Below are 25,242 nucleotides of genomic sequence, written 5' to 3' on the forward strand. Positions count from 1 at the left end.
AAAGGGTGCTCTAAAACAAGAGCACCCAACCGCTAGGAGGATTGTGAAGCGCTTTGAAACGCTTCACAATCCATCATAATTCAAGCTTTTTTAGAAATCCACGAATTTTTTTGCATTGCACCAATTTGGATAGATTGCATTGGCAATAATCATTGTGCAGTTTTAACATTTTCAGTAGGCTTTCGCGTTCGAAAGTCGATGAGGTTGGGTGGACATGACCGACTATTTGCTAATTCTGGTTGGCACAATATTGGTAAATAACTTTGTCCTAGCACAGTTTTTGGGACTATGCCCGTTTATGGGAGTCTCTCGCAAACTCGAAACGGCTTTGGGTATGGGTTTCGCGACCACTTTTGTCATGACCCTTTCGTCCATCGCGAGCTATCTTGTAGATAGCTATCTTTTATTACCGTTTGGTTTGGAATATTTACGCACCCTTAGCCTCATTCTGGTAATTGCTGCTATTGTGGGCTTTACGGAAATGGCTGTGCGGAAAAATAGCCCTGTTCTATATAATGTGCTAGGGATTTATCTACCGCTAATCACTACAAATTGTGCGGTTTTAGGCGTGGCACTTCTTAACATTCAAAAATCACATAGCTTTATTGAGTCGGCTTTGTATGGCATGGGTGCCGCACTAGGTTTTACGTTTGTACTCATTTTATTCGCCTCCATTCGTGAACGTGTGGCTGTCGCCGATGTCCCAGCCGCCTTTAAAGGCAATCCGATTGGCTTGATTACCGCTGGTTTGATGGCCTTAGCTTTTATGGGATTCTCTGGCTTGGTCAAACAATAATGTTAAGCGCTTTATTGGTGGTGGCTGGATTAGCGCTCGGATTTGGCTTATTGCTTGGTTTTGCCGCCAAAAAATACCATGTTGAAGGCGATCCACTGGCCGACAAGATCGATAAACTCTTACCACAAACCCAATGCGGACAGTGTACCTTCCCCGGCTGTCGTCCTTATGCAGAAGCTATTGCAAAAGGTGAGGCGGATATTAATCAATGCCCACCTGGCGGTGAAACCACCATTCAAGCGTTAGCCGAATTAATGGGGGTTGAACCCAAACCACTCAATAGTGAAAACGGTACAACACCGGCTACACCGCTAGTGGCTATTATTGATGAATATAACTGTATTGGCTGCACCTTATGCATCCAAGCTTGTCCAGTGGATGCGATTGTGGGTGCATCAAAACATATGCACACGGTTATTACTGCAGAATGTACGGGTTGCAAATTGTGCCTGCCACCTTGCCCTGTTGATTGCATTGACATGATTCCCGCCCATAGCAAACCCACGCAATGGAAATGGCCTTATCCCAGTGATACGCTGCAAATACAACATGCGCCTAAGCCTGAATCGGAGGCTGCATGAGCACTTTAACAAACAAGCTTTGGCGTAATCATGGTGGCTTACATTTACCTGAGCACAAGACCATCTCTACACAACAGCCGGTGCAATGCTTATCGGCAGCAAACCTGCCAGAATTAGTTATTCCTTTATTGCAACATGCACGCTTTTATCCCGAACCTGTCGTTAAAGTGGGGAATAACGTTTATAAAGGCCAAGCATTGGCCAAAGCCAAGGGCTATAGCAGTTTACCCATCCATGCTAGCACCTCAGGGCAAATTATTGCGATTGAACCGCGCCCGATTCCACACTTATCCGGTTTAAACGATACCTGTATTATTCTCAAACCGGACGGTTTAGATACTTGGACACCAGAGCGTTTAGAGCCTCTCGCCAATTATACGGATTACACCGCAGAACGCTTACGCCAACGTATTTGCGGTGCCGGTATTGTCGGCTTGGGAGGCGCGGTGTTTCCGGCAGCACTTAAGTTGGAAACCCAAGGCACAGCTTTACACACTTTGATTATTAATGGCGCAGAGTGTGAGCCGTATATTACTTGCGATGATATGCTGATGCGTGAAAAAGCACAGGAAATCATCGCAGGCATTCAAATTATTCTGCATATTTTTCATGAACATACAGACCCCAAGGGTTTACATTGCCTCATTGGCATTGAGGATAATAAACCCGAAGCACTACAAGCCATGCAGCAGACGTTGGCGCATAGCCAAGATTCACGCATTCAAGTGGTCGCTATTCCAACTATTTATCCCAGCGGCGGCGAAAAACAACTGATTCATATTTTAACTGGCAGAGAAGTTCCTAGTGGTCAACGCCCCCTAAATGTCGGTATTCTCTGTCACAATGTAGCGACCACACGCGCCATTTATCGCGCCGTTGTACTAGGCGAACCCTTGATTTCACGTTATGTCACTATCACTGGTTCTGGTATCAAAGCGCCACAGAACGTTGAAGTGCCCTTGGGTATGCCAATCAAACACCTCATCGCGGCGGCGGGGGGTTATACGCAGCATCAACCGGCATTGGTCATGGGTGGCCCTATGATGGGGATAAATTTAGCCAATGACACTTTGCCCGTAGTGAAAGCCACCAATTGCATTTTGGTCGAAGCGGCTATCCAACCACCACCCGCTCTGCCCTGTATTCGTTGCGGCAAATGCGCCGATGTTTGCCCGGTGAGTTTATTACCGCAGCAACTTTACTGGCACGCGCGCGCGCGCCATTTGGATGCGTTAGAACACCACCATTTATTTGATTGTATTGAATGTGGTTGCTGCTCCTATGTTTGCCCAAGCCATATTCCTTTAGTGGATTATTATCGTTTTGCGAAAGGTGAAGTGCTAAAGCAGCGTGAAACTCAGGAAAAAGCTGAATTGGCACGAGCCCGTCATGAGTTTCGTCAAGAGCGTTTGGAACGTTTAAAGCGCGAAAAAGCCGAAAAATTGGCACAGCATAAAAAAGCCAGCCAAGAACCCACAGCGCCTAGCAGCGAAGTGGATAGCAAAAAAGTAGCGATTCAAGCGGCTTTAGATCGCGTTAAAGCTAAAAAATCCCCCGCGCCTTCCGTGTCAGAGGACAAACCCGCATGATTTTTGGTGCACGTACCTCCACCTTCATTACTGGCACCAATCACCTGAGCCAACTGATGCTACAAGTGATCTACGCATTGGTGCCCGCTACCTTAGTGGTGTTGTATTTCTTTGGCTGGGGCTTGGTAAGTAATCTACTGCTAAGCCTGATTTTTGCACTTGGGCTGGAAGCCAGTTTCTTAAAATTACGCCAGCGACCTATTTCTCCGGCCTTGCAAGATTTAAGCATTACGGTAACTGCTTGGTTATTAGCACTCGCTTTACCACCTTATGCGCCGTGGTGGTTAATACTGGTGGCCATGTTGTTCGCCGTGATTATTGCCAAACATTTATACGGCGGTTTGGGTTACAACCCTTTTAATCCGGCAATGGTAGGTTATGCCGCTGTCTTGGTATCCTTCCCCTTGCAAATGACGCTCTGGCCTGCCCCCCTGCAGTCTGGCTTTGGCAACATTGACTTCATCCAAGCGTTGCAATCAGTATTCGCGAGCCCCATCCCCCGTTGGGATGCGTATACGCAAGCTACCCCGTTGGATCATGCCAAGGTCAATCTGGGCTTGGGTAAAACCTTGGCTGAGATCTTCCAACAGCCTCCTTTTAATGGACTCGGCAGCCCTCCGATTGCTGTAGTGAATCTCGCTTATCTGCTAGGTGGACTCTGGCTAATCTATAAACGCGTGATTAGCTGGCATATTCCGAGTGCTATGTTGGGCGCCATAGCAGTACTGGCTGGCATTTTTTGGTTGATCAATCCGAATCAGTATCCCTCCCCCGCCTTTCATTTATTCTCGGGTGCGACCATGTTAGGTGCATTTTTTATTGCAACCGATCCGGTCACAGCCTCCACCACCCTCCGTGGCAAATTGATTTATGCGGCTGGCATTGGAGGTCTAGTGTGGGTAATTCGCACCTGGGGCAGTTATCCCGATGGTGTAGCCTTTGCAGTGTTATTCATGAATATGACCGCACCTTTACTGGATCAATATACACAGCCTCGGGTTTACGGCAAGCGAGGCAAGCGTTGATGTCGCTCAATAAACTCTCACTGCAAGACCTTAGTAAACCTGCTTTATTATTAACAGCCTTCGCATTAACGGGTACCAGCCTGCTAGCCGGTATTCATGCACTGACGGCGCCCCGCATTACTGCTAATGAGCACCTTGCCTTATTGCAGCAGATAAACACCTTGGTCGCGCCTGAGCGCTATGATAATGATCCGATTGCCGATAGTGTTAGTTTGCCTGCTGCGGCATTAGGAAGCTCCCAACCGGTGGTAGTCTACCGCGCACGTAAACAACAGCAGCCAGTAGCTGCTTTATTCATCACTACTGCACCCAATGGCTATAGTGGCGATATTCGCATGGTAGTAGGGGTAAATGCCGATCAAACTTTAGCCGGTGTGCGCATTTTGGCGCACAAAGAAACCCCCGGCTTAGGTGATAAAATTGAAGCAGAGCGAGGTTCATGGATTTTTAGCTTCACCCATAAATCGCTAACTAGCCCTAGCGAGGAAAAATGGGCAGTTAAAAAAGATGGCGGTGAATTTGATCAATTTACCGGTGCAACCATTACACCGCGCGCCGTTGTTGGCGCCGTAAAGCGCGTTTTACAATGGCAACAGCAACATGCGAATCGTCTATATGAAATGCCTGCGCAGGAGACCCGATGAGCAGTAATTATCGCGCTATGCTGACTGATGGCTTATGGAACAATAATCCAGGGCTGGTACAATTATTAGGCTTGTGCCCCATGATGGCGGTCACCACCAATGTTATGAATGGCTTAGGCTTAGGTTTAGCGACCCTACTCTCACTCACCATCACCAATTTGATCATTGCTTTATCACGTGATTTCATTCGCGAAGAAATTCGTATTCCGGTCTTTGTGCTGATTATTGCCTCGACGGTTACCGCGATTCAGCTCTTGATTCAAGCTTATTTCCACGAACTTTACCTCGTTTTGGGCATTTTCATTCCGCTCATTGTGACTAACTGCATTGTCATTGGTCGCGCCGAAGCATTTGCCTCAAAAAACCCGCCGCAATATGCGTGGTTTGATGGTTTGATGATGGGCACAGGCTTTATGTTAGTGCTGATGACACTGGGTGGCATACGGGAATTGCTGGCCAAAGGCACGTTGTTTGCCGATGCCCATTTAATGTTTGGGGAGTCTGCACGGGGTCTTACCATTTCTTTCGGTAGTGACTACCAAGGCCTGTTATTAGCTGCTTTACCTCCTGGAGCTTTTATCGGCTTAGGTTTTTTGGTCGCTGGCAAAAACTATATTGACCAAAAACGTGCTGAACGCAACACTGCCAGATTACAGTCCGCCAAGCTTAGTGAAAGCACATGAATCGAGCCAAACGTGCGGAAATATTCCGGCGCTTAAAAGAAGCCAATCCTGAGCCGCGTACTGAATTACACTACCAGTCTACGTTTGAATTATTAATCGCTGTGATTCTCTCGGCACAAGCCACTGATAAAAGTGTGAATCTCGCCACGGCTAAATTATTTCCCGTTGCGAATACGCCGCAAGCGATTTTAGATTTAGGTGAGTTAGGCTTAAAACAATATATTCAGACCATCGGTTTGTATAATAGTAAGGCCAAACATATTCTCGCCACCTGCCACTTACTCTTAGAAAAACATCAGGGTGAAGTGCCACAGGAACGCAGTGCCTTGGAGGCTTTGCCCGGCGTTGGGCGCAAAACTGCTAATGTCGTCTTGAATACAGCCTTTCATCAACCCACTATGGCAGTTGATACGCACATTTTTCGGGTCGCCAATCGCACAGGTTTAGCTTCAGGGAAAAATGTCTTGGAAGTCGAACAAGGTTTATTGCGTCATATTCCAAAAGCGTATGTACTGGATGCGCACCACTGGTTGATTTTGCATGGACGTTATACCTGTGTAGCGCGCAAGCCTAAATGCCCAGAATGCTTAATTGCTGATCTTTGTGACTTCAAAGGGAAAACGCTTTAATGTTTGGTAATGATCGTGACAGTTTACGCCGCTACTATCAGCAGTGCTGGCAGAAAAAACAAACTAATCAGCCCATGGATGCCTTAGAGCAACAAATTGCACAAGTGATTAGTGAACACCCTGAATACCAAGCCTTTATTACCCAAGAACGCAGTGTAGGGCGTAATTTTTTGCCAGAAATGGGGGAAACCAATCCTTTTTTGCACCTTGGCTTACATTTAGGACTACGTGAGCAAATTGCCACTGATCGTCCTACGGGTATTCGTGCCATTTATCAGAAACTTTTAACTTTGAAAGACTTACACACGACTGAACACGAAATGATGGAATGCTTAGCAGAAAGCATTTGGCAAGCACAACGCGATAATACCATGCCAGATGAGCAGCGCTATTTGCAAAAACTAATGAATTTATTGCCTTAACTTAGTTTGACAGCTCACCTAAAAGTTGTAAAACTTATTGCTAAATAAGCACTAATAATAATTAATTAAAAATATAAGTGGTGCACGTTTATGCGTGTTAAGAGATTCGGAGGCCAACAACAAGCTTTAGCAGCTTTAGCAGCTTTAGTGTCACTACCTAGCCTAGCGCTGGCTTTACCGGTATGGGCTGAAAACACAAGCCCCAAAGAACAAGTTATTCAAAATGAAACGGTGAGTGTTCAAATAGAGGCTTTAGACGCTTTCGAAGCAGAACAAGAGCGCTTAAAAAAACTCATCGCCGAAAAACCGCCTGCTTATAAAGATAAATTTATGCAGCCGTTAGAGTTATTAAGCTTCGAAGCAGAAGATGCAAAATCACAAGCAGAGCCTGAGGGTCAAAGTAGTTATACCTTAGAAAGTCGCGTCAATTTCTTTAAAAGTAGCAATTCTGTCACTGATGCCTATCAATTCACGGAAGCGGGCGTGCACGGCGAATATCGTACCGAAACACGCGACTATGGCGATGTAGTACTTCAGTTTGATGGCCGCACTCAAGACGCAGCAAACCCATCCAGTGCTCAAGCTTATCAAGATAATCATGAACGGATTACGCTGCGCAATGAAGCACTCGCCCTCACTGAAACCATCAGTGCTGACACCACTTTAGGTGATCAATCTAGCTCCATTACCACAGCTTTTACTCGTAGTGGCCGAGTTGCTTTGAATAGCGAATCGGTACGCGGCATTAGTACCAAAGTTAAAGGCCAGAAATTCGATTTACGTGCTGGATATGGAAAGCGTAGCCGTTTAGTCGGAGGCCCTTATCCGGCCTATGATGCGCAAGAAGGTGATTTTGCGTGGCTTGGCTACTCCAAAGCCATCAATGACCAGTGGGTTATTGGGGTTCAAACCAGCCAAGCACGTGACTTGCCCATCACAGAGCTAATCAATGCGCAGCGTTCGTTAGCTAATATTCATACGCTGGCTGCCACTATCGACTACGCCTCGAATGACTACATTATAGACGGCGATACTAAACGCGCGCGTGTAACCTGGCTACAAAGTAAAACTGATTACCAGCAAACAGATCATACCGACCGATCACAAGGTATTTTCGCTGAAGTATCAGTGAAAAAAGGTAAATACCGCCATGAGTTTGGTGCTTATCAAGTTGATCCCGACTTACGCTATGGGTCTAATACCATCGCTTCGGGTAAACGCGGCGCGTATTGGCGTGTTGATCGCCAACAAGTACGCTGGCAAGCCTCGGGAGGCATTGATCTACAAGAGGATAATCACAGCCAAGCCGATCAAGATACCAGTCAACATCTTGGACTGGATGCCAATGCGCGTTATCAGTTAACGCATAATAAATATATGGGTGGCTATGCCCGTCTCTCACAGCAAAAAACGGATGCCGCAAATAATACCGGCTCACGGGCTTTAAATGCGAATATCTATTACGAAGCTCCGCTTAAACCTTGGGGTAACGCACGTTTGAATCTAGCTCTAAAACGTAATGATCTCTTAGCTACCAATGCAAAAGCCTCTACTGGCGAAGAAATTCAGTGGCAACAAAATTGGATTCGCGAGCAATATGAAACCATGCGCCCTGAGCTGACAACTACTTTAGGGGTAGCGCATGATCGCAGTGAAAAAGATACCCAAGTGTACCCAACGGCTGGTGTCACCATGCGGCATTGGATCAATCCAGATTGGAATTTAGCTGCCAACCTACGGTATAGCTCGCGCCATGGTAATTTGTCCACCAGCCAAGGCTTATCCGGTGGCATATCGACAGAAAAAACCCTAAATCGTAGTTGGAAAATTGGTGCATCGATAAGTGCTAATGAAGCCAAAGTAGAAGCCACTAATCCACTCGATAATAAGCCCTTAGTCAGCCGTAGCCGTGACCTAATAGGCGGCATTTATCTAATCTGGGAAGACACTATAGGCAAACCCTATCAGCGCCTAGGTGGCAAGGGTTTAGCCGGTAGTGGCGTAATCGCTGGCAAAGTTTTCGCAGATGCTAATAAGGACGGTAAGCAACAAGCTGATGAAGTCGGTTTAGGTGGCGTTGAAGTCACGTTAGATGGCAATTATCAGACCACCACCGATAACCTTGGAAATTATACCTTTAATCGAGTAGCCACCGGCAAGCATGAGTTAAGTTTGAACCTCAATAGCCTTCCTTTACCTTGGGGTCTCAAGGAATCTCAGCAGATCAAGCTCAGCGTGCCATTACGAGGCCGTGTCACCCAAGATATTGCCACCCAAAACATTAGCCATTAGTCGGAGTGATTGAACAAAATTATATTCTATAGCAACTAAACCCATGTAAACTACAACTATTGATACACACCCAAGATCAATATAAAACTTACAAACCCAAACAATAAAAAACAATAAGGTCAAGAACCATGAAATCAGTGTCAAAAATTTTAGGTTTATTTACTGCTGCTTGTGTATTAAGTGCTGCTGGACAAAGTTTTGCAGAAAGTACTTATGGTTATCAAGGTACCGGCGTAGGCGGTGTAACAGCAACCGCGAAAGTGCAAGTAACCGTGACTGTACCCAAACTTATTCTGTTAAGAGTAGGTACAGAAGGCTCCACAGTAGACAATCTGGCTTTTACAGCGGCCGGTAGTGTGGCCAGTGCGCCGACTACCTTAACGACGGGTAATAGCCTAGCCTCAACCTGGGGAGATTCTAGTGGCGCTGTAGCGCCAAGTTTCACCAATACTGCTGGGCAAACCTTAACAGCTTATGCTTGGACCAATGCCAGTGGCGGTAGCCTAAGCTGTGCAACCGTAGCGAATACGATGTTCGTTGCTACTAACGGCTTAACGTCTGCTGATGTCAAAGTCAGTAGCACAGGCACTTTAGCGCATCCTGGTACAGATACTTCGTGTGCAGGTCCTGCAACCACATTGACTAAGAACACCTTAGCAACAGGCACGTGGACTTATTCGATTTTAGGATCTGCTTTAGCGACTGCCCAAGCGGGTGAACATAAACAAACAACCACTTATACAGCGTCAGCTTTATAAGCATTAGTGAGGTGTTATGCGAGCGACTATCTGTGATTTTTCCAATGCTTTTTGGCTAAAGATAGTCGCTTTAGCATCGCTTAGTGTTTTTCCCCTCTCCGATGCCAATGCTGTATTCACTTGGTTTAGTTCAGCACCCGTACGTTCACTAACGCTCCGTGTGGGGTCGAATACCAGTGCGGTCGATACCGTCGTTTTTGATGTACAAAATGCCAATCTCGCACCCAGTCCTAGTGCTACTACGGGTGTACCTAATACCAGCACGACCCTCAGTCCAGTCATCGCGAATGGGGTTGATGTAGTCGTGCGTGCGGCTGTGCGTTCAACCGATACTAGTCGTGCTATCGGTCTCAATCTACAAGTAAGCTCCTCCGCTGGTTTGACGTGTGTGAGTGGAAGCGGCTGTGGCAGTACGATTATCCCTTTTAACACGATTAGTTGGATCGCCTACCATCACGCTACTAGTCCTTATGAGACTTACGATATTCAGAATGGTACGTTTAATGGCTCAACGCAAACGCTATTTATCTTTTCTTTTAGTGGCGCCAGTTTTCAAACGGCTCAGGCGCTGGTCTTTTCCTATTCAAACTCAACCCTTTATCCTGCGGGTCAATATAAAGGACGTGTAACCTTCACGACGGCGATGCCATGATCCGAACCATTATCCGCACCCTTCTAGGGCTATTCTTGCTACTAAGCTATTCGGCTCAAGCCGCGATTTACGAGCGTTTAGATGACTCCGCATCGCCTCGTGCTAATGTCGAAGCGGTATTAGTCCTCAGTGAGAGCGGCAAATTACTGAGTGAAAGTTTTGATGCAAAACAAGCAATTATTAAATTTGGCAGAGTGGATTACCGTTTAGCGACTACCGCCTACCTTGGCAAAAGTGTACGTATTTATTATGTCATTCCGCCTGTCATTCCAGGATTAGTTTCAAAGACAGGGGTAACGGTTGAATGGCAAGCACGTAAAGAATTTACAGCTGGTTCAGCGCACGCTGGCGAACGTCAATTAGTATGGTCTGGCATGATTCAAGAGCCGTGGGTAGAAGAAAGTTTTGATCTGCAATGGACGGTGCAATTGGATCAAATACGTTTAGGTGACAACCAAGCGTTTGGCTTTGAAGCTTATTTTGAAATAGAAGTACTACCATGAAAAATAATAAAAAACTGTTGTGTGCTCTAATGGGCTTTGTATTAACCAGCTTTACCCAACTCAGTACTGCTGCCGGCTTTGAGATTGCCACGGCGCCCTCACGATTTGAATTAACCGCGAAAAGTGGACAACGTATCGGCCAATCACTAGAGATTCAAAATATTGGTCGCGATGCTAACGAAATAGCCATCCGAACCATGGATTGGACTTATTCCGAAGATGGCCGTATTACTTATTATGATGAGTTATTACCAGACAGTTGCCGTGAATGGGTCACCTTAGAACGTGGTTTAATTAAAATACCAGCCAAGGGTAAAAATAATTTCCGCTTCCAAGTCGATATTCCAGCCGACGTTCCCCGCACTGAATGCCGCTTTATGATAGCCATTGAAGGCGTAGAACCTGCACATCGCACCTTATTACAAAGCGCGGGTGCAAACCTGAGTTTACCGGTGACAGGACGTATTGCAGTGGCCGTTTACCTGTCTATTAACGGCGCAGAACCTGAACTCAAAATAGGTCAGATTAGTGTCAAAACTATTAAAGGCCAACGCCTCCCCGTCGTCACTGTTACTAATTCGGGCGATGCTCACGGACGTTTAGAAGGCACACTAGAGGCTATTGATGCAGTAGGCCGTCCCTTGCAATTATCGCCAGAAGGTACACCGATTTTACCTAAGCAAACCCGATCTTTAGCGTTGTTGCCATTAGGCGAGCAAAATGGTAAAGCCCCCCCCATTCACTATCCAATCAGCAGCAAGGGCAATTTAGATTGGGATAAGGGCAGTTTCAAACTAAATGCAACGTTCAAATGAAATGGCGTTATATTTCCACCGTTTTATTTTTAGGTAGTGTACTGTATACCCAGAGCCTACTGGCTGAAACTACAACAGTCTCTGCTCCTGCTAATAACTCGGGCGCATCACTCACTACCAGTGCTAGCCTTGATTTTCAAATCAATATGGGCAAATTTATTTTTTTCCGCCTTGGCAATAGTGCTTATCCGACTGCTAGCAGTACAGTGAGTACTGTTAGCTTCAACGCCAATTATACCATCCCAGCCGGGGCTATCACGCCCAGCAATGGAAGTAATCAAGCAGTTAACTGGAATAATACAGCGCCGACCTTGACCACTACAGGAAGTGCTGCTTTACCAGTCGAAATACGTAGCAATGCAGGTACGGTTAGCCTAAGAGCCAGTGTTAATACGCCTTTGGCGAATGGTTCTCATACCATTCCCTTTTCACGAATCAATATTAGCTCTAATAATAGCAGCCTTCCTGCTCCGCTCGTACCTGATAGTGGCGCAGGAACCTCTGTTAATGTTGTAGGGAATAGTTTTGCTGGACTAGTCACTAACCAAAGCGCTACCTGGACCTTTACCTACACCAATAACACCCCGCTCACTGCGGGTACTTATCAGGGGCAATTATTATTCACGGCTAGCGCTCCTTAGCTACCAAGCGCTTTGTTTTACACAAAGCGCTCGAACGCTTCTTTCAAGCCGCTGCTTTCAAAAAATGGACTTGGCGTGCAAACTCATCGCGTAAAGGAGGTACTGAAAGCCATTCATCAGAGCGTTTGGCAGGATCGACTTTGGCATCCAACATATTCATCAAACTTTCCGAGACAGCAGCCGCAGCAATAGGCACTTTGTTATCTTGTAAATCGCGCCAACTGTCCATCGCACATAAAAATTCCATCAAATCGCCTTCAATAGCATCTTCAATATCGGCTTGATCTTCTAATTCACTGATTTCGTCCAGAATAGCCCCTGCTTGATCCCAAGGGAGTGGGTTCTGTTGCACCATACTAATCAAGTTCGTCACTAAGGTGAATTCGCGCTTTTTTAGACTCGTCATCTCATCCGATTGAATATGATCCAACATACGTGACACGACATCACGGCAAAATTGATCTAATGTTTCAAATGAACAACTATCGACAGTTTTCTCGATTAAATAGCGATAATGGTCATAGCTCATGGGGTTCCCTCAGGTAGGCTGTAACACTCGTTATTAAAATTAATGACCTAGTCAAGATTGGGATTGACAGGCGCTATTATAAAGCAGCAATACAGCTTATGTGTTTTTTTACGGCGAATGGCACTAAGCAGGATTTTTTTGCCAATTGCGCTACAATAACGCCCTTTCGCCTTAGCTTGGAACTTCGCTATGCAACTCTCCGCACTCACTGCCCTTTCACCTGTTGATGGACGCTATGCCAGCAAAACAGACGCCTTACGCCCTTGGTTTAGCGAATATGGCCTCATTTATCATCGTGTATTGGTGGAAATTCGCTGGCTACAATTACTGGCTAGCCAATCAGCTATTATAGAAGTTCCACCCTTCTCAGCCGAAGCCAATGCGTTTTTAGAACACATCATTACTGCCTTCAACGAAGCCGATGCCCAACGTATTAAGACGATTGAGCGCACCACTAATCATGATGTCAAAGCAGTCGAGTATTTTCTCAAAGAAAAAATTGCCGACCACGCAGAATTAAACAAAGTTAGCGAATTTATTCACTTTGCTTGCACCTCGGAAGACATTAATAATCTGTCACATGCGCTCATGCTGAAAGCTGGCATGGAACAAGTCATACTGCCGGATATGCGCGCAACCCTCAGCGCGATTCATGATTTAGCACAACAGTATGCTGAGCAACCGCTACTCTCTCGTACACACGGTCAGGCAGCCACCCCCACGACCATGGGCAAAGAAATGGCGAATGTTGCCTATCGTTTGCAGCGCCAATTAAAACAAGTGGAAGCCGCTGAGTATTTAGGCAAAATTAATGGCGCAGTCGGCAATTACAATGCGCATTTAAGTGCCTATCCCCACGTAAATTGGCAAGCATTGGCCGAACAGTTTGTGACTTCCTTAGGATTAAGCTGGAATCCTTACACCACGCAAATTGAACCGCATGATTACATCGCAGAGTTATTCGATGCCTGCGTACGTTTCAATACTATTTTAATCGACTTTAGCCGTGATATTTGGGGCTACATTTCACTGGGGCACTTCAAACAAAAGGTTATTGCGGGTGAAGTTGGCTCCTCTACCATGCCGCACAAAGTCAATCCTATTGATTTTGAAAATGCCGAAGGGAATTTGGGGATTGCGAATGCGTTATTTACCCACCTAGCGCAGAAATTGCCAATTTCGCGCTGGCAACGGGATTTAACCGATTCCACCGTATTACGCAATTTGGGGGTTGGCTTTGGCCACGGCTTAATTGCTTATCAATCCTTATTGAAAGGGATCAGCAAACTAGAAGCCAATGCCGCCAGTATGAATGCGGATTTGGAGGCGAATTGGGAAGTATTGGCCGAACCGATTCAAACCGTCATGCGCCGTTACGCGGTGGAACAGCCTTATGAAAAACTCAAAGCCTTAACGCGTGGGCAACGCATCACACCCGAGGCGTTGCGGCTATTTGTGGATAGTTTAAATATTCCAGCAGAAGCGAAAATTGCTTTAAAACAGCTGACACCGGCCAGTTATTTAGGAAATGCCATTCAACAGGCTAAAGCCTTAAAATAAAGCTTGTGGCGCAAAACAGTTAACTGGGTCTTCTTCTAATGCCAGAAACCCAGTTAAGCTTCCGTAAGATAAATCATCGTTTCACTCTATTTGGGCAAGACCACACTCAGTACCATGTCTAAAATTTTAACTCATCTTGGTGATATGCCAATTGCCGATTTCTTACGTGATTATTGGCAGCAAAAACCGCTCTTTATTCGTCAAGCTTTTCCGAACTTGCAACTACCTATAGATGCCACTGAATTCGCCGGTCTAGCCTACGATACCGATACAGCACGCTTGGTGATTGAAAAAGGGGGAAAAACTCCTTGGGAAGTGCGCCACGGCCCATTGCGGAAAAAAGACTTTAAATTACCTGAAACGCATTGGACTTTGCTAATTAATGATATGGAACAGTTGATGCCTGAATTGAGCGAACTGATTGAGCCATTTCGTTTTATTCCCGACTGGCGCATCGATGATTTAATGATTAGTTATGCGGTCGAGGGTGGCTCGGTTGGTCCTCACATTGACGCTTATGATGTATTTCTGTTACAGGCGCAAGGCAAAAGACGCTGGCAAATCAGTACACACAGTTGTGGTGAAGATAACTTCCTTCCCAATGTGGACTTACGCATTATGCGTGAATTTATACCAGAGCAAGAGTGGATTGTGGAGCCGGGCGACTTACTCTATCTACCACCAAACGTGCCTCATTATGGTGTAGCGCTGAATGAGTGCATGACTTGTTCGATTGGCTTTCGCGCACCTAGTCGAGCTGATTTGCTAGAAGATTTATTAGGGGAATTAATCGATAGACCTGAGATGCAGCAACGTTTTAGCGATGCGGGACGCCAAACGCAAGCAGATCCCAGTATTATTTCAGAGCAAGACTTAGAGAAACTTACCGATTTTATCCTGAATGCCTTACCAGATCGTAAAACTATTAAGCACTGGCTGCAAAATCATCTTAGTAACACAGAAGATTAGTCCAAAAATAAGGCTCACCGAAGTGAGCCTAAAACTTTGGAATGAGTACGAAACGAAAACTGAAACTAGGCCTTAGCCACGTGCATGAGAAAACTTATTAAACCAAGCATAGCTATCCACCATAAAGGTCTGATGCTGCTGGCGGAAGTGACGCCCCGCCCGACGGCTTAATGAATGGGCTACAGACGCACTGTCGCACTCTTGAGAGAATGTGGTATGACTTTTTACTTCACACCCCTGCATAGAGTGCCAATGACTAAACATAGCATTATATGAGGTTGCTGCATGTGTGGTCTCTGCACTGGCGACGGCACTAGGAGCACTGCTTGAAACAGTCATCACTTGCGCATCTGCTCTAATACTATTTACCAAACCACCTGCCATATGAGCTAAACCTTCTTGAGTTTGAGCACGGCTGATATTAGAAAAACTAGAACTATAAGGGGCTGCATCAGAGAAACGTGTTGTTGGAGCCACTAAAGCATTCGAGGAGTTACTAACAAAACTACTAGAGCGTGGTGCAGCATGGGTACTAACACTGTTGGAAAATGAGGCAGACATTATCATTGATTCCCTTGTTTTAGTTATTACTGGTTTGGTTTAGTGCTTGTCTTGATGTAATTAATATTATTTTTTTATATATTCATAATCATTTGTTATGAGGATGAGTTGCAGTTATCGACCGACCAATTGCAAAATTGTTCATTAAGCGTACAGGATGAATGCTTCAAACAGTAGTATGAAAGTCGGAAATGTTGGTGGGTTTGATAAACTAGGGAAATAGCCTGAAATAAATGAAGACTACATTTAAGAATATAGTAGACAGCGCAAGCACGTCCCCCACTGAGCGTGGCTCAGTGGGATTTGTGCCCGACCTCGGGAATCCTCTCCTCCTAACGCTTGTCATCCTACAACAAAGTTTGGCGTTAAAAAAGGGTTAATTTTTCTTATCACAAAAAGGTTCACGGGTTTTGCAAAAAATTACAAAAAAAAGGGCGACTACTCGCCCTTTTTCGCTGGATGTGTTAAGTGGAGATTTAGGCAATACGGGGGGCTAATTCGCCCGATGCGTAACGCTTAAACATGGTTTCTAAAGAAACGGGTTTAATCTTATCGGCCATCCCTGCACTACCAAAAGCCTCATAACGCGCTTTACAAATTTGCATCATGCCTTTGGTAGATTCTTTTAAAAATTTGCGCGGGTCAAAGTTAGAGCGATTCTCTTGCAAGTGCTTACGTATTGAGCCGGTGGAAGCCATACGCAAATCGGTATCAATATTGACTTTACGCACGCCGTGCTTGATACCCTCTACAATTTCCTCGACGGGCACCCCATAGGTTTGCCCCATATCGCCGCCATAATTATTAATAATGGCTAACCAATCTTCAGGCACCGAGGAAGAACCGTGCATCACTAAATGCACGCTTGGAATACGTGCATGAATCTCTTTGACACGATCAATACGCAGTACATTGCCGGTTGGTTTTTGGGTAAATTTGTAAGCGCCATGGGATGTGCCAATGGCAATAGCCAACGCATCTACACCCGTTTTACGCACGAAATCAGCCGCCTCTTCCGGATCAGTTAATAGCATAGAGTGGTCTAATTGACCCTCTGCACCGTGTCCGTCTTCCTCACCCATCATGCCGGTTTCCAGCGAGCCTAAGCAGCCTAATTCTCCCTCAACCGACACACCGCAAGCATGAGCCAGCTCGACCACCTTACGCGTCACATCGACGTTATATTCATAGCTAGCAGGCGTTTTCGCATCCGCCATTAAAGAACCGTCCATCATGACCGATGAAAAACCCGACTGTATAGAACGGAAGCATACGGCTGGCTCAGAGCCATGATCTTGGTGCATACAGACCGGAATATGGGGATACATTTCAATCGCTGCCAAAATCAAATGGCGCAAGAACGGTTCACCTGCATAAGAACGCGCGCCAGCAGAGCCCTGCATAATCACGGGTGAGTTAGTTGCATCCGCCGCCTGCATAATGGCATGAACCTGCTCCATGTTATTCACATTGAATGCGGGCATCCCATAGCCATACTCAGCCGCATGGTCTAGTAATTGGCGCATAGAAATTAAAGCCATGTAACTTCTCCTTACTTAAACAATTTGAGACACAGGCACGGCTTTATTAGCCATTATGATGTTCGCCCACCCGTAAAATTTTTAGCATATTCGTGCCACCTTGCCGCCCCATTAAATCACCCTTAGTGATAATGACTAAATCACCATCGGCTACAATTTTTTCATTTAGCATCAACTCCACCGCTTCACGATTAGCCACTTTAGGATCGGTAATCGGTTGTTTGACACAAACGGGATAAACACCGCGATAGAGGCTCACACGACGCGCTGTGTCTTCGCGTGAAGTCAGAGCATAAATCGGAATGCCTGAGCTAATCCGCGACATCCAGAGCGGCGTTGAACCAGACTCCGTCAAAGCTGCGATAGCACGCACGCCCAAATGATTAGCGGTATACATAGTCGCCATAGCGATCGCTTCATCGACTCGCTCAAACTTCTCGGCGACACGATGCCTTGAAGTGCGTACCTCAATGGCTTGCTCCGCCTCCTCGCAGATGGCGGCCATGGTTTGCACGACTAGGGCAGGATGCTTACCCACCGCCGTTTCGCCGGATAACATGACAGCATCCGTACCATCGATCACCGCATTCGCCACATCAAACACCTCGGCACGCGTGGGAATGGGATTATCGGTCATGGTTTCCATCATCTGTGTGGCAGTGATGACCGCTCGGTTTAACTCACGTGCACGCTTGATCAAACTTTTTTGTACTAAGGGTAATTTCGCATCGCCAATCTCAACCCCCAAATCGCCGCGCGCCACCATGATGGCATCAGAGGCTAACAGGATTTCATCCATATCCGGTTGACGCACCGACTCAACACGCTCAATCTTGGCAACCAAAGCCGCTGTACCACCCGCTTCTATCAGCAAACGGCGCGCTTCGTGCATATCCGCCGCGCTACGTGGAAAAGATACCGCCAAAAAGTCGACCTTAATTGCAGCTGCAATTTGAATATCTTCAATGTCCTTATCAGTCAGTGCAGCCGCCGATAGGCCACCTCCTCGCCGATTTAAACCTTTATTATTCGATAACACACCGCCGTTGACAGAACGTGTATGGATTTCCGTGCCGTTAATTGACTCAACGACTAAGACAATACGCCCATCATCCAACCACAATTCATCACCAATAACGACATCATGCACCAACTCTTTATAGCCTAAACCGACACGCGTTTGATCCCCCGCATCCGCTGCTAAAGCTGCATCGAGAATAAATGTATCGCCGACATTGAGAGTAATTTTGCCATCGCGAAATTTAGCAATACGTAATTTAGGCCCTTGCAAATCACCCAAAATCCCTACAGTACGCCCTACTTTCTTAGCAGCATCCCGAATGAGTTGTGCGCGGCACTGATGCTCTTCTAAAGTGCCATGCGAGAAATTCAAACGCACCACATCTACACCGGCGCGCACAATAGCTTCGAGTGCTTCCGGTGTATTAGTGGCAGGACCTAAGGTGGCAACAATCTTAGTACGTCTCATGCCTTAGCACGCTGCTCAAGCATCGCAACCGCCGGTAGTACTTTGCCTTCTAGGTATTCTAAAAACGCACCACCCGCAGTGGAGATATAAGAGACCTGATCATAAATATCGTATTTCTGAATCGCAGCAATGGTGTCACCACCACCTGCTAAAGAAAAACCTTTGCCATTGCCAATGGCCATTGAAATGGCTTTAGTGCCAGCACCAAATTGATCAAATTCGAATACACCCACAGGGCCATTCCAAATAATGGTACCGGATTTGTTGATAATCTCCGCCAGCACTTGGGATGAATCAGGGCCGATGTCAAAAATCATGTCATCGTCGGCTACTTCGCTCACGGGCTTTAATATTGCGGCTTCATTCGCATCAAATTTCTTACCCACGACCACATCGCTTGGTAAAGGAATACTTGCACCACGCGCATTCATTTTGTCCATTAAAGCTTTCGCTGTTGGCACTAAATCATCTTCACACAGTGACTTACCGACATTATAACCAGCCGCTTTTAAGAAAGTATTTGCAATCCCACCCCCGACGACTAACTGATCCACTTTATCGGCCAGTGATTCGAGCACAGTTAATTTAGTAGAGACTTTTGAGCCACCCACAATTGCCACCATCGGACGTGCTGGATTCGCTAAAGCCTTAGCTAAAGCATCCAATTCTTCAGTTAATAAAATCCCTGCGGCTGCAATAGGCGCTTGCAAACCAACACCATGCGTAGAGGCTTCGGCGCGATGCGCTGTACCAAAAGCATCCATCACAAATACATCGCATAACGCCGCATATTGCTTGGCAAGATCTTCTTTATCTTTTTTCTCGCCTTTGTTAAAGCGCACATTCTCAAATAACACGACATCACCATCATTCAACTGTGGTGCTGTTGCTAGGTAATCTTTTACCAAGGGTACATTACGCCCTAATTTAGCAGATAAATCCGCCGCCACAGGTGCTAAGGAATCGGCCTCACTAGGCTCGCCTTCCGTTGGGCGACCTAAATGCGACATCACCATCACTTTCGCGCCCGCTGCCATGGCTTTTTGAATGCTTGGTAAAGAAGCCGTGATACGTGCATCGGAGCTTACTTTGCCGTCCTTGACTGGCACATTTAGATCCGCACGAATTAATACGCGCTTTCCCTTCAAATCAAGATCGGTCATTTTAATGAAAGCCATGCCAAAACTCCTCGTTAGCTAAATCAGTTAAGTAAACCCAAGGGCTTAATTAACGAATTTGAATCTCACTCCAGTGCTCCCCTTGTCAGGAGCGACAAGGGGAACTTGCAAGAACCGTGAAGAACTACTTAATTTTTTGCAACATGCTCAACGAAGCGCATCATATTGCAGGTATAACCGTATTCATTGTCATACCAAGCGACGATCTTGACGAAGGTTTCATCCAAGGCAATACCCGCTTCTGCATCAAAAATCGAAGGTGCTGTGAAACCACGAAAATCGGTCGCCACCACTTTCTCATCGGTATAACCCAGTACACCCTTCAGAGAACCTTCTGATGCTTTTTTCATAGCGGCACAAATATCTTTGTAAGAAGCACCCTTGCTTAATTCAACCGTTAAATCTACGACCGAAACATCAGACGTTGGCACTCGGAAGGCCATACCAGTCAACTTACCATTCAACTCGGGCAATACTTTCCCGACCGCTTTCGCCGCACCGGTTGAGGAAGGAATAATATTTTCTAAAATACCGCGACCGCCGCGCCAATCTTTATTGGAGGGACCATCAACGGTTTTCTGAGTTGCTGTTGCCGCATGAACCGTGGTCATCAAGCCACGCTTAATACCCCAATTGTCATGCAATACTTTGGCGACTGGCGCTAAGCAGTTAGTGGTGCAAGAAGCAGCCGAAACGATTTGCTGACTTTTGTAAGTATCGTGATTTACACCAAAGACGAACATCGGTGTACTGTCTTTCGAGGGAGCGGACATAACGACTTTTTTTGCACCTGCTGCAATGTGCTTTTGGCAACCCGCATCGTCTAAGAAAAATCCGGTACATTCCAACACCACATCCACACCCAGCTCGCCCCATTTCAAATTAGCAGGGTCTTTTTCAGCCGTCAGGTGGATTTTCTTGCCATTGACATACATGAAATCGCCTTCCACTTTCACTTCGCCGGGGAAACGACCATGCACCGAGTCATATTTGAGCATGTAAGCTAGATAATCATTTTCCAATAAGTCATTAATACCGACCACTTCCATATGCGGAAATTCTTTGGTGATCGCACGTAATGCCATACGACCAATGCGCCCGAAACCATTAATGCCAACTTTAATTGTCATTACTACACTCCTGATTTATTAAACTTGCAAAAACTTAATACAGCGCCACTCATTGAGAAATGACGCTGAATACTGTGGTGCAACTATTAGAGCACGCTCTTAACAGCCGCGACGACATTATCCACAGTAAAGCCAAAATGTTTAAATAATACATTGGCTGGCGCGGATTCGCCGAAGGTATCCATCCCGACCACTTTGCCTTTCAAGCCTACAAACTGATACCAACCTGCGGTTACGCCTGCTTCTACCGCAACCCGTGCTGTCACCGTAGCCGGTAAAACCGCTTCGCGATAAGCTGCATCTTGCGCCAAGAACACATCCACCGCTGGCATAGAAACAATGCGAATTTTCTTATCGCTTAATTGCTTTGCTGCATCCATCGCCAAGGCAATTTCTGAGCCAGTCGCAATAATGATGGCGTCGGGCGTGCCTTCACAATCCTTCAGCACATAACCACCTTTAGCGATATTGGCTAATTGCTCAGTGCTACGGGGTTGATGCGGTAAATTTTGGCGCGTCAGAATTAAGCTGCTTGGGCCATCTTTTTTCTCGATAGCGGCTTTCCAAGCTACGGCGGTTTCCACCCCATCACACGGACGCCATACACTCATACGCGGAATCATGCGTAAGGTAGCCGTCTGCTCAACCCCTTGATGGGTCGGGCCATCTTCACCTAGTCCAATCGAGTCGTGCGTATACACAAAAATGCTACGAATCTTCATTAATGCCGCCATACGCAGTGCATTACGCGCATACTCGGAGAACATTAAGAAAGTGGCACCATAGGGAATAAAGCCGCCATGCAATGCGACCCCATTCATGACCGCGCTCATACCAAATTCACGCACCCCATAAGAAAGATAGTTTCCGCTGAAATCCTGATCCGTGCCATGATTTGAGTTAATGTATTTGCTGCAATTATTGAAAGTATTATTCGACGGCGTTAAATCAGCGGAACCGCCTAAAAACTCAGGTAATAAGGGGGCAAAACCATTTAAGGCATTACGTGAAGCCACACGTGTAGCAGGGGATTCAGCTTTCGCATTAATAGCCGCCACTGCTTTCTCAGCTTCTTCTTTCCAGTTCGCTGGCAACTCACCTTTCACACGACGTTCAAACTCTGCAGCTTCTGTCGGATAAGCAGCACGATACGCTTCAAATTGCTTATTCCAAGCTGCTTCAGCCGCTGCACCTTTTTCTTTGGCATCCCAAGCTGCATAAATGTCGGCTGGAATCACAAAAGGCTCATAAGGCCAATTAGCCGCTTTACGCGCTGCGGCAATTTCCTCAGCACCTAGGGGCGCGCCATGCACATCATGACCACCTTCTTTATTGGGTGCTCCCTTACCAATAATGGTTTTGCAGCAAATTAAGGTCGGTTTTTCACGTTCCATACGTGCATCCGCAATTGCTACACGTACAGAATCGGAATCATGACCATCCACATCCCGAATCACATGCCAACCATAAGCTTCAAAACGCTTGGCTGTATCATCCGCAAACCAACCTACCACATCACCATCAATCGAAATGCCATTATCATCATACAAGCAGATTAATTTGCCCAGCTTCAAAGTGCCCGCTAAGGAGCAAACCTCATGCGAAATACCTTCCATTAAGCAGCCATCGCCGAGGAATACATACGTGTAATGATCAACGATTTTGTGGCTATCTTTGTTGAACTGCTCCGCTAAGACTTTTTCCGCTAACGCCATGCCCACGGCATTGGCAATACCCTGCCCTAGAGGGCCAGTAGTGGTTTCAATGCCTGGGGTATAACCATACTCAGGATGGCCGGGTGTTTTGGAGTGTAATTGACGGAAATTTTTTAACTCGCTAATCGGCAAATCATAGCCCGTCAAATGCAACACTGAATAAGGTAGCATGGAGCCATGACCATTAGACATAACGAAGCGGTCACGATTCGCCCATTGTGGATTTTGGGGATTGTGTGACATGAAATCATTGAAGAGCACTTCAGCAATATCGGCCATACCCATCGGTGCACCCGGATGACCAGAATTGGCTTGTTGTACTGCATCCATTGCCAAGAAGCGAATGGCATTAGCTAACTCGTGGCGAGTTGTCATGAACTGATTCTCCTGTATTTGCGCAAAAGGATTCTATCCTCACCGAAACGGAAGCTCGTCCATCCACGAGTTAAGGTCACGGCTAATGAAAGATTCCGATACTGACTAATTCAAACCAGCATCGGAATCTTCCATATTCCTCCCAGCGCCGAATTGCCCACTATGCTTCACTTATACATTGTCACCAAGTTAAGCATTAGCAACAATCGCCCTGCATAGATAGGTTTTCTAACAACACACCTCCTTTCTGGAGGGGTATTATGCCGAAAAATGCTAGTTTCACCCAAAGTTTCCTAAGTGCATTTGCGTTATAATCACCACACCATTTTTAAGCATAGCACCTTTAACGATGAAAGCCCTGCTCTACACACCGATTTGGTTTTTGCAATTATTCACCACGGCAAAATCTTTTAGAGATAATCCGATCCTAGGTAATGCCACCTTGAATCGTTGGGGGTTACATCTAACGCGTCTAAAAGTCGCTCATGCCATTATGCGCTTACGGCGTCGCTTATTAAGCTCAGGTATTAGTGCGGAAGATTGGCAAAGTTTTGAAACGCAGGGCTATATTTTAAAAGAGAATTTTTTGCCAGCAGAGCACTTTATAGCTTTAGAGGCCGAAATTCGTGCATACCGTGGCGAAGTGCGTGAGTGCCAACAAGGTGATACTCAAAACCATCATACTTTGCTTGAACCGGCCACCTTGCAGCAATTACCGCAAACCATGGCGCTGTTCAAAATCGATTATTTCAAACGTTTAATGCGCTATACCGGTGGGCATTTGCGCCAACCGTTTTTGTATATCGAGCAAGTACGCAATGGCGTAGCAGCAGGCGGTAAAGACCCACAGAAAAACCTGCATAGCGACACTTTTCACCCTACTATGAAATTTTGGTTTTTCTTGGATGATGTACCGCTCGAAAAAGGGCCTTTTAACTATGTGCCGAGTTCGAATCAACTCACCCCTGAACGCTTAGCATGGGAGCATAAAACCAGCCAATATGCTTGTAAGCACGCAGATTCTTACGCCGCACGCGGCTCATTTCGCTTTGAAACCAATGATTTAGCACAGCTAAAATTACCCGCGCCCAAAACCTTTGTAGTGAAGAAAAATAGCTTATTAATGGCCGATACTTTTGGTATTCATGCACGCGGACAAGCTGAAGCGGGTAGTACACGCTTAGCGATTTGGGGCATGAGCCGCACCAACCCTTTCAATCTTTTCCCCGGTACAGGCTTCGCCTTTGTGGATGCTGCACAATATAAAATAGTAAAAGCCTTGCGTGATTGGGAGGATTACAAAGCGGCAAAGCATGGCAGAAAATCCGCTTGGCACAAAATTTAGCCTAACACAAACTGGGGCAACTGATATTGCGTGGGCAAGCCAAACCGAGCGGGATATTCCACATATACAAAATATAAACCACCGGCAGCGGCTGTCATGCCGGCTTTAGTCCGATCGCGTTGCGCAAGCAATTCCGCCATCCATTCAATCGGCCGTTCACCTATTCCAACTTCCAATAATGAACCTACGATATTGCGCACCATATGTTGCAAAAACGCATTAGCGACAATATCGACATACACAAACTCGCCCTCACGGGTCACACTAACTTCATGAATCTGGCGAATAGCATGAGCTGACTGACACCCCGAAGCGCGGAAACTAGAAAAATCCTGTTCCCCCACCAAAGCTTGTGCAGCAGCGTGCATGGCTTGTTCATCAAGGTGGTGGTATTGCCAAGCGACACGTTGCTTGAGTAAGGCAGGACGCGCTAAACGATTTTGAATCACATAACGATAACGTCGCGATAGCGCCGAGAAACGGGCGTGGAAATCATCTGCCACCGGTTGAATCCAACGTAAGGAAACCCCTTCTCGCATTTTCACATTCGTACCAAATTGCCAGCCACGCATTGGACGGTGCGCATGAGTTTCAAAGTGAATAATTTGACCGGTAGCGTGAACACCACTATCGGTACGCCCTGCACAAATAACTTGAATCGCTTCATTCGCTACTTCAGACAGCGCCGCTTCCACCACCGCTTGAACCGAAACAGCATGACTTAAACGCTGCCAGCCTGAAAACGCCGAACCATCATATTCCACACATGCTGCAAGTTTCATAGCAATAAAAAAAGGCCGAACAAGTCGGCCTTTATATC

25 protein-coding genes are annotated in these 25,242 nt (G+C 46.2%); 17 read left to right on the top strand and 8 right to left on the bottom strand.

Annotated elements, in window-relative coordinates; translation table 11 throughout:
- Nucleotides 1-214 precede the first annotated feature (214 nt).
- From rsxA to A3IE_RS0109185, 14 genes are all read left to right on the top strand, one after another.
- Nucleotides 215-796, top strand: coding sequence for an electron transport complex subunit RsxA (rsxA, locus tag A3IE_RS0109120; RefSeq protein WP_020395309.1), 582 nt, complete (start codon nucleotides 215-217; stop codon nucleotides 794-796).
- Complete coding sequence (gene rsxB, locus A3IE_RS0109125) at nucleotides 796-1,377, top strand: electron transport complex subunit RsxB (RefSeq protein ID WP_020395310.1); 582 nt, start codon at nucleotides 796-798, stop codon at nucleotides 1,375-1,377. The genes rsxA and rsxB overlap by 1 nt, the downstream gene beginning before the upstream one ends.
- Nucleotides 1,374-2,966 (top strand): electron transport complex subunit RsxC, encoded by a 1,593-nt coding sequence (gene rsxC, locus A3IE_RS0109130; RefSeq protein ID WP_020395311.1) that lies wholly within the window; start codon nucleotides 1,374-1,376, stop codon nucleotides 2,964-2,966. Before rsxB ends, rsxC begins: the two co-directional genes overlap by 4 nt.
- Nucleotides 2,963-3,991: an electron transport complex subunit RsxD gene (gene rsxD / locus A3IE_RS0109135; RefSeq protein ID WP_020395312.1), complete on the top strand. Its 1,029-nt coding sequence runs from the start codon at nucleotides 2,963-2,965 to the stop codon at nucleotides 3,989-3,991. The genes rsxC and rsxD overlap by 4 nt, the downstream gene beginning before the upstream one ends.
- The gene (rsxG, locus tag A3IE_RS0109140) at nucleotides 3,991-4,635 is read left to right on the top strand and encodes an electron transport complex subunit RsxG (RefSeq protein WP_020395313.1); all 645 of its coding nucleotides are present in this window, start codon (nucleotides 3,991-3,993) and stop codon (nucleotides 4,633-4,635) included. Before rsxD ends, rsxG begins: the two co-directional genes overlap by 1 nt.
- Complete coding sequence (locus tag A3IE_RS0109145) at nucleotides 4,632-5,318, top strand: electron transport complex subunit E (RefSeq protein WP_020395314.1); 687 nt, start codon at nucleotides 4,632-4,634, stop codon at nucleotides 5,316-5,318. The genes rsxG and A3IE_RS0109145 overlap by 4 nt, the downstream gene beginning before the upstream one ends.
- Nucleotides 5,315-5,947, top strand: coding sequence for an endonuclease III (gene nth / locus A3IE_RS0109150; protein ID WP_020395315.1), 633 nt, complete (start codon nucleotides 5,315-5,317; stop codon nucleotides 5,945-5,947). Before A3IE_RS0109145 ends, nth begins: the two co-directional genes overlap by 4 nt.
- Complete coding sequence (locus tag A3IE_RS0109155) at nucleotides 5,947-6,369, top strand: DUF1841 family protein (protein WP_020395316.1); 423 nt, start codon at nucleotides 5,947-5,949, stop codon at nucleotides 6,367-6,369. The genes nth and A3IE_RS0109155 overlap by 1 nt, the downstream gene beginning before the upstream one ends.
- A 90-nt stretch (nucleotides 6,370-6,459) precedes the next feature.
- Entirely contained in the window at nucleotides 6,460-8,661 is a 2,202-nt protein-coding gene (locus A3IE_RS0109160; protein ID WP_020395317.1) for an SdrD B-like domain-containing protein, read from the top strand.
- A gap of 128 nt (nucleotides 8,662-8,789) precedes the next feature.
- Nucleotides 8,790-9,419, top strand: a complete 630-nt coding sequence (locus A3IE_RS0109165) for a hypothetical protein (protein ID WP_020395318.1) — start codon at nucleotides 8,790-8,792, stop codon at nucleotides 9,417-9,419.
- Nucleotides 9,420-9,435: 16 nt separating this feature from the next.
- Nucleotides 9,436-10,071: a hypothetical protein gene (locus tag A3IE_RS0109170; RefSeq protein WP_020395319.1), complete on the top strand. Its 636-nt coding sequence runs from the start codon at nucleotides 9,436-9,438 to the stop codon at nucleotides 10,069-10,071.
- The gene (locus A3IE_RS0109175; RefSeq protein WP_020395320.1) at nucleotides 10,068-10,574 is read left to right on the top strand and encodes a hypothetical protein; all 507 of its coding nucleotides are present in this window, start codon (nucleotides 10,068-10,070) and stop codon (nucleotides 10,572-10,574) included. The genes A3IE_RS0109170 and A3IE_RS0109175 overlap by 4 nt, the downstream gene beginning before the upstream one ends.
- The gene (locus tag A3IE_RS0109180) at nucleotides 10,571-11,389 is read left to right on the top strand and encodes a hypothetical protein (RefSeq protein ID WP_020395321.1); all 819 of its coding nucleotides are present in this window, start codon (nucleotides 10,571-10,573) and stop codon (nucleotides 11,387-11,389) included. Before A3IE_RS0109175 ends, A3IE_RS0109180 begins: the two co-directional genes overlap by 4 nt.
- Nucleotides 11,386-12,030, top strand: coding sequence for a hypothetical protein (locus tag A3IE_RS0109185; protein ID WP_020395322.1), 645 nt, complete (start codon nucleotides 11,386-11,388; stop codon nucleotides 12,028-12,030). Before A3IE_RS0109180 ends, A3IE_RS0109185 begins: the two co-directional genes overlap by 4 nt.
- Before the next feature lie 43 nt (nucleotides 12,031-12,073).
- Here the strand turns inward: A3IE_RS0109185 and A3IE_RS0109190 are convergent, their stop codons facing one another.
- Complete coding sequence (locus tag A3IE_RS0109190; protein WP_020395323.1) at nucleotides 12,074-12,559, bottom strand: hypothetical protein; 486 nt, start codon at nucleotides 12,557-12,559, stop codon at nucleotides 12,074-12,076.
- A 189-nt stretch (nucleotides 12,560-12,748) separates the two neighbouring features.
- Between A3IE_RS0109190 and purB the strand changes: the two genes are divergently transcribed.
- Both purB and A3IE_RS0109200 read left to right on the top strand, forming a co-directional pair.
- Nucleotides 12,749-14,119 carry an adenylosuccinate lyase gene (gene purB / locus A3IE_RS0109195; protein WP_020395324.1) on the top strand — a complete coding sequence of 457 codons (1,371 nt, stop codon included), beginning with the start codon at nucleotides 12,749-12,751 and terminating at the stop codon, nucleotides 14,117-14,119.
- Between the two features lie 114 nt (nucleotides 14,120-14,233).
- Nucleotides 14,234-15,088 carry a cupin domain-containing protein gene (locus A3IE_RS0109200; protein ID WP_020395325.1) on the top strand — a complete coding sequence of 285 codons (855 nt, stop codon included), beginning with the start codon at nucleotides 14,234-14,236 and terminating at the stop codon, nucleotides 15,086-15,088.
- Between the two features lie 72 nt (nucleotides 15,089-15,160).
- On the opposite strand, the gene A3IE_RS0109205 is transcribed toward A3IE_RS0109200, so the two are convergent.
- The 6 genes from A3IE_RS0109205 to tkt form a co-directional block, all read right to left on the bottom strand.
- A complete protein-coding gene (locus tag A3IE_RS0109205) occupies nucleotides 15,161-15,649 on the bottom strand; it encodes a hypothetical protein (protein WP_020395326.1) in 489 nt (162 codons plus the stop codon).
- Nucleotides 15,650-16,125: 476 nt separating this feature from the next.
- Nucleotides 16,126-17,190, bottom strand: a complete 1,065-nt coding sequence (gene fba / locus A3IE_RS0109210) for a class II fructose-bisphosphate aldolase (protein WP_020395327.1) — start codon at nucleotides 17,188-17,190, stop codon at nucleotides 16,126-16,128.
- Between the two features lie 46 nt (nucleotides 17,191-17,236).
- Entirely contained in the window at nucleotides 17,237-18,679 is a 1,443-nt protein-coding gene (pyk, locus tag A3IE_RS0109215) for a pyruvate kinase (protein ID WP_020395328.1), read from the bottom strand.
- Nucleotides 18,676-19,857, bottom strand: a complete 1,182-nt coding sequence (locus A3IE_RS0109220) for a phosphoglycerate kinase (protein ID WP_020395329.1) — start codon at nucleotides 19,855-19,857, stop codon at nucleotides 18,676-18,678. Before A3IE_RS0109220 ends, pyk begins: the two co-directional genes overlap by 4 nt.
- A gap of 128 nt (nucleotides 19,858-19,985) precedes the next feature.
- On the bottom strand, nucleotides 19,986-20,987 hold the full coding sequence (gene gap / locus A3IE_RS0109225) for a type I glyceraldehyde-3-phosphate dehydrogenase (RefSeq protein WP_020395330.1): 1,002 nt from the start codon (nucleotides 20,985-20,987) through the stop codon (nucleotides 19,986-19,988).
- A gap of 86 nt (nucleotides 20,988-21,073) precedes the next feature.
- Nucleotides 21,074-23,077, bottom strand: a complete 2,004-nt coding sequence (tkt, locus tag A3IE_RS0109230) for a transketolase (RefSeq protein ID WP_020395331.1) — start codon at nucleotides 23,075-23,077, stop codon at nucleotides 21,074-21,076.
- Nucleotides 23,078-23,426: 349 nt separating this feature from the next.
- On the opposite strand from tkt, the gene A3IE_RS20280 reads away from it, so the two are divergent.
- Entirely contained in the window at nucleotides 23,427-24,422 is a 996-nt protein-coding gene (locus A3IE_RS20280) for a phytanoyl-CoA dioxygenase family protein (RefSeq protein ID WP_020395332.1), read from the top strand.
- Here A3IE_RS20280 and truA read toward each other — a convergent pair.
- Nucleotides 24,419-25,204 carry a tRNA pseudouridine(38-40) synthase TruA gene (gene truA / locus A3IE_RS0109240; RefSeq protein ID WP_020395333.1) on the bottom strand — a complete coding sequence of 262 codons (786 nt, stop codon included), beginning with the start codon at nucleotides 25,202-25,204 and terminating at the stop codon, nucleotides 24,419-24,421. The genes A3IE_RS20280 and truA overlap by 4 nt on opposite strands.
- Nucleotides 25,205-25,242: the final 38 nt, after the last annotated feature.

Origin of the sequence: Thiolinea disciformis DSM 14473, assembly GCF_000371925.1 — a bacterium.
Lineage (GTDB): Bacteria > Pseudomonadota > Gammaproteobacteria > Thiotrichales > Thiotrichaceae > Thiolinea > Thiolinea disciformis.

Excerpts from the sequence above, each read along its gene's own strand:
- rsxA (WP_020395309.1), top strand. The coding sequence starts at position 215 with ATGACCGACTATTTGCTAATTCTGGTTGGCACAATATTGGTAAATAAC.
- rsxB (WP_020395310.1), top strand. The coding sequence starts at position 796 with ATGTTAAGCGCTTTATTGGTGGTGGCTGGATTAGCGCTCGGATTTGGC.
- rsxC (WP_020395311.1), top strand. The coding sequence starts at position 1,374 with ATGAGCACTTTAACAAACAAGCTTTGGCGTAATCATGGTGGCTTACAT.
- rsxD (WP_020395312.1), top strand. The coding sequence starts at position 2,963 with ATGATTTTTGGTGCACGTACCTCCACCTTCATTACTGGCACCAATCAC.
- rsxG (WP_020395313.1), top strand. The coding sequence starts at position 3,991 with ATGTCGCTCAATAAACTCTCACTGCAAGACCTTAGTAAACCTGCTTTA.
- A3IE_RS0109145 (WP_020395314.1), top strand. The coding sequence starts at position 4,632 with ATGAGCAGTAATTATCGCGCTATGCTGACTGATGGCTTATGGAACAAT.
- nth (WP_020395315.1), top strand. The coding sequence starts at position 5,315 with ATGAATCGAGCCAAACGTGCGGAAATATTCCGGCGCTTAAAAGAAGCC.
- A3IE_RS0109155 (WP_020395316.1), top strand. The coding sequence starts at position 5,947 with ATGTTTGGTAATGATCGTGACAGTTTACGCCGCTACTATCAGCAGTGC.
- A3IE_RS0109160 (WP_020395317.1), top strand. The coding sequence starts at position 6,460 with ATGCGTGTTAAGAGATTCGGAGGCCAACAACAAGCTTTAGCAGCTTTA.
- A3IE_RS0109165 (WP_020395318.1), top strand. The coding sequence starts at position 8,790 with ATGAAATCAGTGTCAAAAATTTTAGGTTTATTTACTGCTGCTTGTGTA.
- A3IE_RS0109170 (WP_020395319.1), top strand. The coding sequence starts at position 9,436 with ATGCGAGCGACTATCTGTGATTTTTCCAATGCTTTTTGGCTAAAGATA.
- A3IE_RS0109175 (WP_020395320.1), top strand. The coding sequence starts at position 10,068 with ATGATCCGAACCATTATCCGCACCCTTCTAGGGCTATTCTTGCTACTA.
- A3IE_RS0109180 (WP_020395321.1), top strand. The coding sequence starts at position 10,571 with ATGAAAAATAATAAAAAACTGTTGTGTGCTCTAATGGGCTTTGTATTA.
- A3IE_RS0109185 (WP_020395322.1), top strand. The coding sequence starts at position 11,386 with ATGAAATGGCGTTATATTTCCACCGTTTTATTTTTAGGTAGTGTACTG.
- A3IE_RS0109190 (WP_020395323.1), bottom strand. The coding sequence starts at position 12,559 with ATGAGCTATGACCATTATCGCTATTTAATCGAGAAAACTGTCGATAGT.
- purB (WP_020395324.1), top strand. The coding sequence starts at position 12,749 with ATGCAACTCTCCGCACTCACTGCCCTTTCACCTGTTGATGGACGCTAT.
- A3IE_RS0109200 (WP_020395325.1), top strand. The coding sequence starts at position 14,234 with ATGTCTAAAATTTTAACTCATCTTGGTGATATGCCAATTGCCGATTTC.
- A3IE_RS0109205 (WP_020395326.1), bottom strand. The coding sequence starts at position 15,649 with ATGTCTGCCTCATTTTCCAACAGTGTTAGTACCCATGCTGCACCACGC.
- fba (WP_020395327.1), bottom strand. The coding sequence starts at position 17,190 with ATGGCTTTAATTTCTATGCGCCAATTACTAGACCATGCGGCTGAGTAT.
- pyk (WP_020395328.1), bottom strand. The coding sequence starts at position 18,679 with ATGAGACGTACTAAGATTGTTGCCACCTTAGGTCCTGCCACTAATACA.
- A3IE_RS0109220 (WP_020395329.1), bottom strand. The coding sequence starts at position 19,857 with ATGGCTTTCATTAAAATGACCGATCTTGATTTGAAGGGAAAGCGCGTA.
- gap (WP_020395330.1), bottom strand. The coding sequence starts at position 20,987 with ATGACAATTAAAGTTGGCATTAATGGTTTCGGGCGCATTGGTCGTATG.
- tkt (WP_020395331.1), bottom strand. The coding sequence starts at position 23,077 with ATGACAACTCGCCACGAGTTAGCTAATGCCATTCGCTTCTTGGCAATG.
- A3IE_RS20280 (WP_020395332.1), top strand. The coding sequence starts at position 23,427 with ATGAAAGCCCTGCTCTACACACCGATTTGGTTTTTGCAATTATTCACC.
- truA (WP_020395333.1), bottom strand. The coding sequence starts at position 25,204 with ATGAAACTTGCAGCATGTGTGGAATATGATGGTTCGGCGTTTTCAGGC.